Source organism: Streptomyces sp. NPDC050842 (genome assembly GCF_044456565.1).
GTDB lineage: Bacteria > Actinomycetota > Actinomycetes > Streptomycetales > Streptomycetaceae > Streptomyces.
The window spans coordinates 118,880-131,604 of record NZ_JBITGA010000006.1 but is presented as its reverse complement, the minus strand read 5'-3'; the positions used below and the strand labels follow the sequence as shown (position 1 = coordinate 131,604).

Below are 12,725 nucleotides of genomic sequence, written 5' to 3'. Positions count from 1 at the left end.
CGTGGGCGAGTCGAAGAGTTGGCGGCGGGCCGGGTTCGCCGGCGCCGCGATAGGCGTCCTCGCCGCGGGCGCCGCCGCCGGAGTCGCCGTCGAGCGGCTCACGGTCGGTCGCTCCGTCCGGCAGAAGGCCCGGCTCGCCCTGGACGCCACCGGCCCGTACGGCAGCCTCCGCGGCACCTCCGGCCGCGCGCTCGCCGACGACTCGACCGTCCTCTACTACGAGGTCGACGAGGTCGACGAGGCGGGGGAGGCGGGGGAGGCCGAGGCCGACACGTCCGGCGGTCGCCGCCGCCGCCGGCTCTTCGGGCGCAAGGAGCCCGTCCCCGCCACCGTGGTCTTCAGCCACGGCTACTGCCTCAACCAGGACTCCTGGCACTTCCAGCGGGCCGCGCTCCGCGGTCTCGTCCGCACCGTCCACTGGGACCAGCGCAGCCACGGCCGCTCCGGCCACGGCGTCGCCCAGTCCGGCCCCGACGGGGTGCCCGTCACCATCGAGCAGCTGGGCCGCGACCTCAAGGCCGTCCTCGACGTCGCCGCGCCCGAAGGCCCGCTCGTCCTCGTCGGCCACTCGATGGGCGGCATGACGGTGATGGCGCTCGCCGAGCAGTACCCGGAGTTCGTCCGCGACCGGGTCGTCGGGGTCGCCTTCGTCGGCACCTCCGCCGGAAACCTGGCCGAGGTGTCGTACGGGCTGCCGCTCGCCGGCGTCAACGCCGTCCGGTGGGTCCTGCCCGGGGTGCTGCGGGCGCTCGGCTCCCAGGCGGAGCTGGTCGAGCGCGGGCGCCGGGCGACGGCGGACCTGTTCGCCGGGCTGATCAAGAAGTACTCGTTCGCGTCGAAGGACGTGGACCCGGCGGTCGCCCGCTTCGCGGAGCGGATGATCGAGTCGACCCCGATCGACGTCGTCGCCGCGTTCTACCCGGCCTTCGCCGAGCACGACAAGGCCGCCGCCCTCACCGCCTTCGCCGAGCTGGAGCTGCCGGTGCTCGCGCTCGCCGGGGACAACGACCTCGTCACCCCCAGCTCGCACACCGAGGCCATCGCCGATCTGCTGCCCGACGCGGAGCTGGTCATCGTCCCGGACGGCGGCCACCTGGTGATGCTGGAGCACCCCGAGGCCGTCACCGACCGTCTGGCCGACCTGCTCGTACGGGCCGGTGCCGTCCCCGGGCCGGCGACGGTGAGGACGGACGCCGGCAAGAGTTAGGTTGGCGGTTATGGAAGCAGCGCACCCGCCCGTCTCCGGCGCCACCCTCGCCATCGACTCCCCCGAGCAGATGGGGGACCTCGGCCGCCGGCTCGCGAAACTCCTCCGGCCCGGCGACCTCGTCATGCTCACCGGCGAGCTCGGCGCCGGGAAGACCACCCTGACGCGCGGCCTCGGCGAGGGCCTCGGCGTGCGGGGCGCGGTCACGTCCCCGACGTTCGTCATCGCCCGCGTCCATCCGTCCCTGGTCGGCGGGCCGGCCCTGGTGCACGTCGACGCGTACCGCCTCGGCGGCGGTCTCGACGAGATGGAGGACCTCGACCTGGACGTCTCGCTGCCCGAGTCCGTGGTGGTCGTGGAGTGGGGTGACGGCAAGGTCGAGGAGTTGACCGACGACCGGCTGCACGTCCTCATCCACCGGCTGACCGGCGACACCGACGACGACCGGCGCACGGTCGTGCTGCGCGGGATCGGGTCGCGCTGGGCCGACGAGGACCTCGATCTGGGCTGACGGCAGGCGTTCCGGGCGCCGTGGCGTACGTCTGATCGTAGGAGCTTCCGACAACGTGTCGGGAAGATATTGCGTGGGCCGTACGTGCCGTGGTGACATGGATGCACGAACTGGTTAGGTGTACCTAACCTACGGGAGGCATGCATGGCCACGCCACATCGCGCGGAAGCGGGACACGACCGGGACCACGTCTCGATGGGCGAGCTGCTGGCGTCCTGTGCCGCGGCGCGCGCCCTGTCCACTCCGCCGCGCCGCCCCGGGCCCGAGCAGGCCGAGGGCGGGGACGAGGACGTCGTACGGCGGGACGAAGCCGCCTAGGGCCCGCCCCGGCGGATCAGGGATGCTCAGGCGACGACGACGACCTTCGCGCCGATCGACGCGAACGTCCACAGCGCGTCCCCGTCCGCCCGCTTCATCCGGATGCCGCCGGTCTTCTTCGACGGGTCCGGCGTCGGCGTCGAGCCGTCCACCGCCGCGCTGAAGCCGATCGCCACGTCCTGGGCCGTCGCGAACCGCACCACGTGCTCGATCTGCACCCCGTCCGAGCCGCGCACCGAGCCCGAGCGCGAGGTCACCGTGTAGGCGCCCGGCAGCGGGTCCACCGTGCTCGGCATCACCGTGAACGTCCGGGTGGCCTTGCCCTTGCCGTCCACCAGCCACACCCGGCGGTCGGCGAGCGCGTACACGACCCGCTCACCGGTGCCGGAGCCCGCCGGGACCGTCAGCGGGTTCTTCACCGGCTGCTTCGGACCGCCGCTCGGCGACACGGAGGGGGGGCTCGTGCCCGGCGCCTTCGGCTTCGCCGCCAGATCGGTGGGGGCGCTCGCCGAGGCCTGGTACGCGAGGACGCCGACCGCGACGACGGCCGCCGCGGTGAGCCCGGCCACGAATCCCGAGCTGCTCCTTGCCACCGTGCCCACCTCTCGTACGAACGTATCGAAGGGTGACGGTAGCAGCCGGTGCCCCCGGGGGCCGGGCGCCGTGCCCGGGACGGCCCGGGGGTGGCCCGGGTGCCTCGCCGGGGCGCCGCCCGTCCCGGGAGCCGTAGGCTGTTCGCGTGCTGTTGCTCGCCATGGATACCGCCACCCCCGCCGTCACCGTCGCCCTGCACGACGGCGAGGCCGTCGTCGCCTCGTCGGGCCAGGTCGACGCCCGCCGCCACGGGGAGCTGCTGCTGCCCGCCGTCGACCGGGTCCTGAAGGACGCCGGGCTCACGCTCGACGCGGTCACCGGGATCGTCGTCGGCGTCGGCCCCGGGCCGTACACCGGCCTGCGCGTCGGTCTCGTCACGGCCGCCGCCTTCTCCTCCGCGCTCGGCGTCCCGGTGCACGGCCTGTGCACCCTCGACGGCCTCGCGTACGCCTCCGGGATCGACGAGCCCTTCGCCGTCGCGACGGACGCGCGCCGCAAGGAGGTCTACTGGGCGCGGTACGAGGACTCCCGTACCCGCGTGACCGACGCGGCCGTCGACCGGCCCGCCGAGATCGCCGAACGGCTCGCGGGCCTGCCCGTCGTCGGCGCGGGCGCCCGCCTCTACCCCGAGGCCTTCCCCGACGCCCGCGACCCCGAGCACCAGTCGGCGGCCGCGCTCGCCGCGCTCGCGGCGGAACGGCTCGCGGCCGGCGGCGAGGGCTTCCTGGACCCGCTGCCCCTGTACCTGCGCCGCCCCGACGCGCAGGTGCCGAAGAACTACAAGGTGGTCACGCCCACGTGACCGGCGGACACGTGACCGGTGGACCGGCGATCGGCGGCGTCGCACTGCGCGAGATGCGCTGGTGGGACATCGCCCCGGTGCTCGCCCTCGAGGACGAGCTGTTCCCCGAGGACGCCTGGTCGGCCGGGATGTTCTGGTCGGAGCTCGCGCACGCGCGCGGGCCGCGTGCCACCCGCCGCTACCTCGTCGCGGAGGACCCGGCGGGGCGGCTCGTCGGGTACGCGGGGCTCGCCGCGGCCGGCGGACTCGGCGACGTCCAGACGATCGCCGTCGCCCGCGACCAGTGGGGTACGGGGCTCGGCGCCCGGCTCCTCACCGATCTGCTCCACCACGCCACCGCCTTCGAGTGCGACGAGGTCCTCCTCGAAGTGCGCGTGGACAACACCCGGGCCCAGAAGCTCTACGAGCGCTTCGGCTTCGAGCCCATCGGTTTCCGGCGCGGCTACTACCAGCCCGGAAACGTGGACGCGCTCGTGATGCGACTGACCGTTCAAGGAACTGAGACTGATTCTGATGGCTGCTGACGAACCCCTCGTACTCGGCATCGAGACCTCCTGCGACGAGACCGGTGTCGGCATCGTCCACGGCACCACCCTCCTCGCCGACGCCGTGGCCTCCAGCGTCGACACCCACGCCCGCTTCGGCGGCGTCGTGCCCGAGATCGCCTCCCGCGCCCACCTGGAGGCGATGGTCCCGACGATCGAGCGCGCCCTGAAGACGGCCGGGATCTCCGCGAAGGACCTCGACGGCATCGCCGTCACGGCCGGGCCCGGCCTCGCGGGCGCGCTGCTCGTCGGCGTCTCGGCCGCCAAGGCGTACGCGTACGCCCTCGGCAAGCCGCTGTACGGCGTCAACCACCTCGCCTCGCACATCTGCGTCGACCAGCTGGAGCACGGCAAGCTGCCCGAGCCGACGATGGCCCTGCTGGTCTCCGGCGGCCACTCCTCGCTGCTGCTCTCCGCCGACATCACCTCCGACGTGCGCCCGCTGGGCGCGACCATCGACGACGCGGCCGGCGAGGCCTTCGACAAGATCGCCCGCGTCCTCGACCTCGGCTTCCCCGGCGGACCGGTCATCGACCGGCTCGCCACGGAGGGCGACCCGAAGGCGATCGCCTTCCCGCGCGGACTGAGCGGCTCCCGGGACCCCGCGTACGACTTCTCCTTCTCCGGCCTCAAGACCGCCGTGGCCCGCTGGATCGAGGCGAAGCGGGCGGCCGGCGAGGACGTGCCCGTCCGGGACGTGGCCGCGTCCTTCCAGGAGGCGGTCGTGGACGTGCTCACCCGCAAGGCCGTGCGGGCCTGCAAGGACGAGGGCGTCGACCACCTGATGATCGGCGGCGGCGTCGCCGCCAACTCGCGGCTGCGGGCGCTCGCCCAGGAGCGCTGCGAGCGGGCCGGCATCCGGCTGCGCGTACCGCGCCCGGGACTGTGCACGGACAACGGCGCGATGGTCGCCGCGCTCGGCTCCGAGATGGTCGCCCGCAACCGGCCGGCCTCGGACCTGGAGCTTTCGGCGGACTCGTCCCTGCCGGTGACGGACCCGCACGTGCCGGGCGCGCAGCACGATCATGCGCACGACCACGATCACGTGCACGAGGTCAGCAAGGAGAACCTGTACTCATGAGGATCACCCTCATGTGGGAGGCGCGGGCCGCGCAGGGCCGGGGCACCGAGCTGCTGGAGTGGGCCAGGGCCCAGGTCCTCGCGTACGAGCCGCTGAGGCGGGAGATCCTGCGCGCCCCGCAGGACCGGGTCCTCGTCCTCACCTGGTGGGAGGCGGCGGCGCTCGACGCCGAACTGCCGGAGCTGCCCGAACCGGAGGCCGAGCTGATCACCCGTCCGGTCCACCGCTGGCGCTTCGAGTCGGTCGAGACCTCCTGAGCAACCCCGGGGGCCGTTCGCGCATCCCCTAGGGCGTGGACAAGAAGATCGTGGTGTGGGCGGCGCTGACCGCCGTCGCTCTGTTGGTGACCGGCTGCGCGGTGGAGGACTCCGCCGCCGCCCCCGGCCGGGGGACGGCCACCACCGCCCCCGCGGCTTCCCCGTCCGCCGGGGCCGCCGGTGACAAGGCCCCCGAGGCCGCGGCAGCCGCCGCGTACCGCCGCTGGGGCCTCAAGCCCTTCGCCGCTCCGCCCGCCCCGCCGGCGACCAAGCCGGTGACCCGTGAGCCGGGCGGGCCCGTCCCCGTCATCAGCGAGATCCCCACCACCGAGAAGATCGTCTTCGTCACGATCGACGACGGGGCCGAGAAGGACCCCGAGTTCGTCCGGATGATGAAGGACCTCAAGGTCCCGGTGACGATGTTCCTCACCGACTCGGCCATACGCGGCGACTACGGCTACTTCGCCCCGCTCGCCGCCCAGGGCCACGGCGTCGCCAACCACACCCTCACGCACCCGAACCTCCGCACGCTCTCCCGGGACGCCCAGCGCCGCGAGATATGCGGCCAGCAGACGAAGCTGGCGAAGGAGTACGGCACGACCCCGCGGCTCTTCCGCCCGCCGTACGGCAACTGGAACGAGGACACCCGCGCCGCCGCCGGGACCTGCGGGGTGGACGCGATCGTGCTGTGGCGCGAGTCCATGCAGATCAAGAACATGCAGTACCAGCGCGGGGACGGGAAACTGCACCCCGGCGACATCATCCTCGCCCACTTCCGCGGCCCGTCCGAGCTCAAGGGCCGGACGATGACCGAGATGACGGCCACGATGCTGCGCCGCATCCAGGAGCAGGGCTTCACCGTGGCCCGCCTGGAGGACTACGTCTAGAAGAAATCTCCCGCGGGTCGTCGATGCGGGCCCGGCCCGTTCGACGTATGTGTGGAAGGCGGGGAACGGCCCCGCCACCGCACCACCGAGGAGTCGTCATGCCCCGCTTCCTGTCCCTCGTCCGCATCGAGGAGAACACCATCGACATGGAGAGCGCCGACCCCGGCTTCGAGGAGCGGATGGGCGCGCTCTTCGAGGAGATCACCAAGGCCGGCGCCATGGTGGACACGGCCGGGCTCAAGCCGACCGCCGAGGCCACCCGCATCACCTGGTCGGACGGGAAGCTGTCGTACACCGACGGACCGTTCACCGAGACCAAGGAGGTCGTCGGCGGCTACGCGATGCTCCAGTGCAAGGACATGGCCGAGGCCGTCGAGTGGGGGAAGCGTTTCCTGGCCGTCCACCCGCCGAACTGGAAGGTCGGACTGGAGGTCCGCGAGGTCGAGGAGATGCCGGAAGGCTGACCCGCGGGTGTGCTGTCAGGTGTGCTGTCATGTGAACCATGACGGTCATGACGGTGGAAAGCACCCTGGAGACGGTCTGCCGGATGGAGTCGGCGCGGATCATCGCCACCGTGGCGCGGATCGTCCGGGACGTCGGCATCGCCGAGGAGATCGCCCAGGACGCCTTCGTCTCCGCCCTTGAGCAGTGGCCGCGGTCGGGCGTCCCGGAGCGCCCGGGAGCCTGGCTGACGACCGCCGCGAAGCACCGCGCCGTCGACCTCGTGCGCCGCCGCGAGACGTACGCCCGGAAGCTCGCCGAAGTGGGCCGGACGCTCACGGAGGAGTCGTACGACCCGGAGCCGTCCGGCCCGGGCGACATCGACGACGACGTGCTCCGGCTCGTCTTCACCACCTGCCACCCCGTGCTCTCCGCCGACGGCCGTGCGGCGCTGACGCTGCGGCTCGTCGGCGGGCTCCGGACGGACGAGATCGCCCGCGCCTTCCTCGTGCCGGAGGCGACGGTCGCGGCGCGGATCACCCGTGCCAAGCGGGCGCTCGCGAAGGCGGGTGTGGAGTTCGAGGTGCCGTACGGGGAGGAGCGGATCGCCCGGCTGGGCTCCGTCCTCGAGGTCGTCTACCTGATCTTCAACGAGGGGTACGCGGCGACCGCCGGCGACGACCTGCTGCGGCCCGGCCTGTGCGAGGACGCGCTGCGGCTGGCCCGCGGCCTCGCCGCGCTCATGCCCGGGGAGAGCGAGGTCCACGGGCTCGCCGCCCTCCTGGAGCTCCAGGCCTCCCGGACGGCGGCCCGTACCGGCCGCGACGGGCAGCCGGTCCTCCTCGCCGACCAGAACAGGAGCCGCTGGAACCGGCTGCTCGTCCGGCGGGGGTTCGCCGCCCTGGAGCGGGCCGGGGACGGGCGCTCCTACGGGCCGTACGCCCTCCAGGCCGCGATCGCCGCCTGCCACGCGCGGGCCGCCTCGTACGAGGAGACGGACTGGCGGACCATCGCCGCCCTGTACGGCCGGCTCGCGGCCGTCGCGCCCTCCCCGGTGGTCGAGCTGAACCGCGCGGTCGCCGTCTCGATGGCGGAGGGCCCGGAGGCCGGTCTCGCGCTCGTCGACGCACTGGCCGGGGGGACCGCCCTGGCGGGCTACCACCTGCTGCCGAGCGTGCGCGGCGACCTGCTGGCCCGGCTGGGTCGGGCGGCGGAGGCCCGGGCGGAGTTCGAGCGGGCGGCCTCGCTCACCCGGAACGCGCGCGAGCGGGAACTGCTCCTCGGCCGCGCCCGGGAGGCAGGGGTCTAGGAGGTGTCCGGCCTGATCGGCAGGACGCCCCCTAGTAGCGCAGGATCTGTCCCGCCGACGTGCCGACGATGACCGTGCCGTCGGGGGCCGCGTGCACCGAGAGCGGCCCGTAAGGGGGCAGGGTGCGGCGGTCGAGGACGGTGCCGTCGGCCGGGTCGACGGAGAGCAGGGTGCCGTCGGCGCACAGGGTGTGCAGGACGCCGGCGTGCGCGTCGAGGTCGACGACCTCGGAGTCCAGGGGCGTGGTCCAGACGACGTCCCCGGCCGGGAAGGTGCGGCGGACCAGCTCCGTCCGGCCGTGCAGGAGCGCGGGGCCGGCGGAGTCGGAGACGTACACCGCCCGGCCGAGCGGATGGTCGACCCTGAGGGCGTCCGGCGAGAAGAGCACCGTCTCGGCGGCGGAGACGGGGTCGAGCGCGATCACGTCCCGGCGCCGGCGGCCGTACAGCAGCTCGGGGCAGCGGCGGACATGGATCGGGACGAGGTCGTACCGGTCGGGCTCGTGGACCGTGCCGAGCGGGGTGCCGTCGGCGGCGAAGGTCCGGGTGTTCGGCGGGGCGGGGGGTTCGGCCTCGGAGCGGCGGTCGTACGTGTCCCGGATCGCCCACACCCCGTCCGTACGGGCCGACAGGGCGGCCGCGAAGGGCACCGAGGGGCGGTCGAGGACCGTGCCGTCGGACAGGTCGACGAGCGGGAAGTCGGTCCGGGTCCGGGAGTCGGGACCGGCGACGCCCACGCGCGCCGTCCGCTCGTCGGCGGCGACCTCGATCCGGCTGCCGCCGACCCCCGACGGCGCGGGAACGCTCCACAGGAGCGAGCCGTCGGGGGACCAGCACTCCACCATGGCGTGGCTGCGGGTGGCGAGCACCCGGCCGTCGCTCAGCCCGGCCACGGCCCGGACCCCGCCGAGGCCGTCGTAGCTCCGGCCCGCGCGCTCGGCGAGCGCCTGGAGCAGCGGTCGGGTGGGTTCCGTGTCGAGGTAGTCGACCTCGGTGTCCGGGGGAGCGGGGTCCGGGGGAGGGTGCGCAGGTCGAGGGCGTCGGGGGTGAGGCCGAGCCAGTCGTCGCGGACGACGGTGGCGCGGGAGTGGAGCTGCTCGCAGTCCGATTCCCAGGTGAAGAAGGTGAGTTCGAGGGTGCGGGCGTCCGGCCAGCGGATCGGCTCGATGCCCCAGGCAGGGTCGGCGAAGTCGACGCGGTGGCCGGTGGCCGGTTCGAGGAGGGTGAGGCCGCCCTCGCGGATGTACGCGTCGTAGTTGTCGAGGCCGATGGCGAGGAGCGGGAGCGTGGGGTGGAACGCGATCGACTCGGCGTCCATCGTGAACGTCAGGAGGTGCGCGCAGGAGAGGTCGGCGGCGCGGTAGACGGCCACGCGGCTCACGCCGCTCCACACCGAATTGACCGCGATCCACTGCTCGTCGGCGCTGACGATCACCTGGGAGGCGTGTCCGCGGACCTCGGGGAAGGGCTCGTCGTGGAAGGGGGCGGCGCGGAAGGGGGCGGCGGGGAAGGGGGCGTTCATGCGTGGTGCTCCGTCATGTGGGTGAACGTGGTGCGGGTGATGACGGCCAGCGTCTCCGGGGTCGCCTGCGGCGCGAGCTTCCGGAAGGACGCGGCGAAGGCCGCCGACTCCGCGCAGCGCGTGCGCGCCTCCAGGGCCTGGGTGAGGCGGGGGACCACCTCGTAGGAGCAGGACGGGTGCTCGCCCTCGATGTACGCGCGCAGGCTCTCCTCGTACGAGGCGTACTCGCCGTCGTACGCCCAGCCGTCCAGCGAGAGCAGCAGCGGGAACCGGGCCCGCACCTCCCACGCGGCGAGCGGCACGTCCTCGTACGTGGCGTCGCCCTGGCGGTCCGCGAGCCGCAGCAGCATCGCGAGCTCGGTCATGAACGCGGGCACGCTCTTCGCCCCGGCGGCCGCCCGCCAGGTCCTGCGGTCCGCCTCCGGGCAGGTCGCGAAGAACTCCTCGCTGAACGCGGTGGCCATGTAGTCGAGTTGGGAGGCGAGGGTCTGCGGGGTGTGCCGCCAAGCGGGGTCCCAGTACTCCGTCCGCGTGACGCGGTCGAAGCGCAGGACCTCCCACTCCAGCGGGTCGGGTCCGCCGGCGGCCAGTCCGACGAGGTGCGCGAGCGGCCCCGTGGTGAACATGCCTTCCGGGTGCAGCGCCATGATCAATCCCCCCGTTCGGATCGTGCCCCTTGCGGCTTACGGCACCTCAGTCACCGGCCTCCTCCCGCCGGGCGGCCGATCAGCATCGTCGGGGCTCCCGCGACCCGAGTGAGCAGCACCGTCGCGGAGTTGGGGCCCTTCGGCTTCACCTTCCGCCGGATCTCCTCGGGTTCGACCGCCGAACCGCGCTTCTTCACGGTCAGTGTCCCGACCTCGCGCTCCCGGAGCAGCGCCTTCAACTTCTTGAGGTTGAAGGGGAGTTCGTCGGTGATCTCGTAGGCGGCGGCGTACGGGGTGGGGACGAGCTCGTCCGCCGTGACGTAGGCGATCGTCTCGTCGATCAGGCCGCCCGACAGGTCCTCCGCGACCTCGGCGACGAGGTGCGCGCGGATGACGGCGCCGTCCGGCTCGTAGAGGTAGCGGCCGACCGGCCGGACCGCCGGGTCGGGCAGCCCCCGGCCGACGATCCCGGCGCCCGAGGGCAGCAGCGTGGCGCGGCGGGCGCCCGGCTCCGTACCGAACCAGAGCACGGCCTCCTTCACGTCCCCGCCGTCCGAGATCCACTCGGCCTCGGCCTCCGCCGGGACGGCCTCGTGCGGGATGCCGGGTGCGACCTTCAGGGCGGCGTGCGGGGCCCTGCGGGCCGCTTCGACGGCCCAGGAGAGCGGCGGGGAGTACGCCTCGGGGTCGAAGATCCTGCCCCGGCCGCCGCGTCGCGCCGGGTCGACGAAGACCGCGTCGTACGGGCTCGTGTCGATCTCCGTCACGTCGGCCTCGCGGACCTCGACGAGCCCGGCGAGGCCGAGGGCCTCGGCGTTGGCGCGGGCCACCTCGGCGGTGAGCGGGTCGCGGTCGACGGCGAGGACGGAGATCCCGGCGCGGGCGAGGGCGATCGCGTCGCCGCCGATCCCGGAGCAGAGGTCCGCGACGCTGCCGACGCCGAGCGCCTTGAGCCGGGCCGCCCGGTACGTACCGACCGAGGCGCGGGTCGACTGCTCGACGCCGTTGGGCGTGAAGTACATCCGGTACGCGTCCTCGGCGCCGAACTTGGCCACCGCGCGCTGGCGCAGCCGGGCCTGGCCGACCGCCGACGTGACGAGCTCTGCGGAGTGGTCGCGGCGCAGCCGGGAGACGACCGCCAGCTCCTGGGCGGGGTCGTAGTCGCGCAGGGCGGCGAGCAGTGCCTGCCCCTCGGGGGTGAGCAGGGCGGTGAAGTGGGCGAGGTCGGTCACCCGTCCCATTGTGGGCCCTGCGGCGCTGTGGGCCGCCCGGGGGATGGTGGGCGCCGTACGGCGGTGTCGTGGTCCGGAGGGGGTGTCGGCACTGACAGGATGCGGCGCCATACCGCTTGTACGACAAGAGGAAGAATTCATGGTGATCAGCGCGCACCCTGTCCGGCGGACCCTCGGGGCCGCTCTCGTCGTCGCAGCCCTCGCCTCCGTCGCCACGGCCTGCTCCGGCGCCGGCGCCGGCCCCGCCGAACCGGAGCGGCGCGCGCCCGCACCCGCCCTTGGGCAGCAGGGGCAAGGGCAGGCGCAGGCCCCGGGCTCGGCCGGGGCGCTCAGCGCGTACGTCGAGAAGGTCCGCAAGCAGAAGGCCGCCCGCGCGCTCGCCGCCAAGAAGTGGGGCCTCGCCCGGACCCCGCTCGACGCGCCCGCCCCGCCGAAGCTCAAACCGAAGATCACCACCCGCAAGGGATTCGAGACGGACGGCGAGGGGCTGCCGCCCGTCTTCACGACCGTGCCGACCAAGCAGAAGGTCGTCTTCCTGACGATCGACGACGGCGCGGAGAAGGACCCCGAGCTGCTGCGGATGATGAAGGACCTCCGGATCCCGTACAGCGCCTTCCTCAGCGACTACGTCGTCAAGGACGACTACGGGTACTTCGCGCGGATGCAGAAGTCGCAGGAGGGCGGGGTCTCCCTGCACAACCACACCCTCAACCACCGCTACCTGCCCGGGCTCTCGTACAAGCAGCAGAAGCGCGAGATCTGCGGGATGCAGGACGTCATCGAGAAACGATTCGGCAAGCGGCCCCCGCTCTTCCGCCCGCCGTACGGCAACTACAACGAGGACACGCTGCGCGCGGCGAAGTCCTGCGGGGTCAAGGCGGTCCCGCTGTGGGCGTCCGAGGCGTTCCCGGACCACATGGAGTGGCGCGAGTGGGACCGGGACCTGCACCCCGGCGACATCGTGCTCACCCACTTCCGGGGCAAGGGCGACTGGAAGGGCACGATGCCCGACATGATCCGGCGGGTGATGAACGTGATCACGGCCAAGGGGTACGCGGTCGCGAAGCTCGAGGACTACGTGTGAGCGGGTTCCGTACGAGAGGGCTCCGCAGCGGCGTCCGTGCGAGAGAGCTCCGTACGAGAGGGCTCCGTACGAGAGGGCTCCGTACGAGAGGGCTCCGTACGAGACGGATCCGTGCGGCCGTCGTCGGCGCGGCGCTGGCCGGCGTGCTGCTCGCCGTCTCCGGCTGTGCCTCGTCGGTCGACCCGATCGAGCGGCTCGGGCGGAAGGCGGCGGAACGGATGGCCACGCCGGACGCCACGACCGTGGCGGAAGGAACGGCCCGGACAGGCGGCCACGCCGACTGACCCGG

General features: G+C 73.4%; 17 protein-coding genes. 12 read left to right on the top strand and 5 right to left on the bottom strand.

Translation table 11 applies throughout. The annotated features are described in order from the left end of the window. Nucleotide 1 precedes the first annotated feature (1 nt). The 3 genes from ACIBG6_RS21245 (at nt 2) to ACIBG6_RS21235 (ending at nt 2,036) form a co-directional block, all read left to right on the top strand. Nucleotides 2-1,207 (top strand): alpha/beta fold hydrolase, encoded by a 1,206-nt coding sequence (locus tag ACIBG6_RS21245; protein WP_399224141.1) that lies wholly within the window; start codon nt 2-4, stop codon nt 1,205-1,207. A 10-nt stretch (nt 1,208-1,217) separates the two neighbouring features. Further along, entirely contained in the window at nt 1,218-1,718 is a 501-nt protein-coding gene (gene tsaE, locus ACIBG6_RS21240; RefSeq protein WP_317598447.1) for a tRNA (adenosine(37)-N6)-threonylcarbamoyltransferase complex ATPase subunit type 1 TsaE, read from the top strand. A gap of 144 nt (nt 1,719-1,862) precedes the next feature. Continuing rightward, nucleotides 1,863-2,036 carry a hypothetical protein gene (locus ACIBG6_RS21235; protein WP_399224140.1) on the top strand — a complete coding sequence of 58 codons (174 nt, stop codon included), beginning with the start codon at nt 1,863-1,865 and terminating at the stop codon, nt 2,034-2,036. A gap of 26 nt (nt 2,037-2,062) precedes the next feature. Here ACIBG6_RS21235 and ACIBG6_RS21230 read toward each other — a convergent pair whose 3' ends face one another. Next, nucleotides 2,063-2,629: a hypothetical protein gene (locus ACIBG6_RS21230; RefSeq protein WP_399224139.1), complete on the bottom strand. Its 567-nt coding sequence runs from the start codon at nt 2,627-2,629 to the stop codon at nt 2,063-2,065. A gap of 146 nt (nt 2,630-2,775) precedes the next feature. Between ACIBG6_RS21230 and tsaB the strand changes: the two genes are divergently transcribed. The 7 genes from tsaB to ACIBG6_RS21195 all read left to right on the top strand — a co-directional run bounded on the left by tsaB (nt 2,776) and on the right by ACIBG6_RS21195 (nt 7,952). Next, a complete protein-coding gene (gene tsaB, locus ACIBG6_RS21225; RefSeq protein WP_399224138.1) occupies nt 2,776-3,432 on the top strand; it encodes a tRNA (adenosine(37)-N6)-threonylcarbamoyltransferase complex dimerization subunit type 1 TsaB in 657 nt (218 codons plus the stop codon). 53 nt (nt 3,433-3,485) lie between these two features. Beyond that, a complete protein-coding gene (gene rimI, locus ACIBG6_RS21220) occupies nt 3,486-3,956 on the top strand; it encodes a ribosomal protein S18-alanine N-acetyltransferase (protein ID WP_317602012.1) in 471 nt (156 codons plus the stop codon). Further along, nucleotides 3,946-5,058, top strand: coding sequence for a tRNA (adenosine(37)-N6)-threonylcarbamoyltransferase complex transferase subunit TsaD (gene tsaD, locus ACIBG6_RS21215; RefSeq protein ID WP_399224137.1), 1,113 nt, complete (start codon nt 3,946-3,948; stop codon nt 5,056-5,058). Before rimI ends, tsaD begins: the two co-directional genes overlap by 11 nt. Continuing rightward, nucleotides 5,055-5,315 carry a hypothetical protein gene (locus tag ACIBG6_RS21210; RefSeq protein WP_399224136.1) on the top strand — a complete coding sequence of 87 codons (261 nt, stop codon included), beginning with the start codon at nt 5,055-5,057 and terminating at the stop codon, nt 5,313-5,315. Before tsaD ends, ACIBG6_RS21210 begins: the two co-directional genes overlap by 4 nt. A 35-nt stretch (nt 5,316-5,350) precedes the next feature. Continuing rightward, the gene (locus ACIBG6_RS21205) at nt 5,351-6,202 is read left to right on the top strand and encodes a polysaccharide deacetylase family protein (protein ID WP_399224135.1); all 852 of its coding nucleotides are present in this window, start codon (nt 5,351-5,353) and stop codon (nt 6,200-6,202) included. Nucleotides 6,203-6,300: 98 nt separating this feature from the next. Then, on the top strand, nt 6,301-6,666 hold the full coding sequence (locus tag ACIBG6_RS21200; protein ID WP_329621679.1) for a YciI family protein: 366 nt from the start codon (nt 6,301-6,303) through the stop codon (nt 6,664-6,666). 47 nt (nt 6,667-6,713) lie between these two features. Continuing rightward, nucleotides 6,714-7,952 (top strand): RNA polymerase sigma factor, encoded by a 1,239-nt coding sequence (locus ACIBG6_RS21195; RefSeq protein ID WP_399224134.1) that lies wholly within the window; start codon nt 6,714-6,716, stop codon nt 7,950-7,952. A 31-nt stretch (nt 7,953-7,983) separates the two neighbouring features. On the opposite strand, the gene ACIBG6_RS21190 is transcribed toward ACIBG6_RS21195, so the two are convergent. From ACIBG6_RS21190 to ACIBG6_RS21175, 4 genes are read right to left on the bottom strand one after another with little or no spacing between them, the layout of a single operon-like run. Continuing rightward, a complete protein-coding gene (locus ACIBG6_RS21190; RefSeq protein ID WP_399224133.1) occupies nt 7,984-8,844 on the bottom strand; it encodes a hypothetical protein in 861 nt (286 codons plus the stop codon). Further along, the gene (locus ACIBG6_RS21185) at nt 8,832-9,473 is read right to left on the bottom strand and encodes a hypothetical protein (RefSeq protein WP_399224132.1); all 642 of its coding nucleotides are present in this window, start codon (nt 9,471-9,473) and stop codon (nt 8,832-8,834) included. Before ACIBG6_RS21185 ends, ACIBG6_RS21190 begins: the two co-directional genes overlap by 13 nt. Beyond that, nucleotides 9,470-10,120, bottom strand: coding sequence for a hypothetical protein (locus ACIBG6_RS21180; protein WP_399224131.1), 651 nt, complete (start codon nt 10,118-10,120; stop codon nt 9,470-9,472). Before ACIBG6_RS21180 ends, ACIBG6_RS21185 begins: the two co-directional genes overlap by 4 nt. A 50-nt stretch (nt 10,121-10,170) precedes the next feature. After that, nucleotides 10,171-11,463, bottom strand: a complete 1,293-nt coding sequence (locus tag ACIBG6_RS21175) for a methyltransferase domain-containing protein (RefSeq protein WP_399224130.1) — start codon at nt 11,461-11,463, stop codon at nt 10,171-10,173. 28 nt (nt 11,464-11,491) lie between these two features. Between ACIBG6_RS21175 and ACIBG6_RS21170 the strand changes: the two genes are divergently transcribed. Both ACIBG6_RS21170 and ACIBG6_RS21165 read left to right on the top strand, forming a co-directional pair. After that, the gene (locus ACIBG6_RS21170) at nt 11,492-12,436 is read left to right on the top strand and encodes a polysaccharide deacetylase family protein (RefSeq protein WP_399224129.1); all 945 of its coding nucleotides are present in this window, start codon (nt 11,492-11,494) and stop codon (nt 12,434-12,436) included. Then, nucleotides 12,433-12,720, top strand: coding sequence for a hypothetical protein (locus ACIBG6_RS21165; protein WP_399224128.1), 288 nt, complete (start codon nt 12,433-12,435; stop codon nt 12,718-12,720). Before ACIBG6_RS21170 ends, ACIBG6_RS21165 begins: the two co-directional genes overlap by 4 nt. Nucleotides 12,721-12,725: the final 5 nt, after the last annotated feature.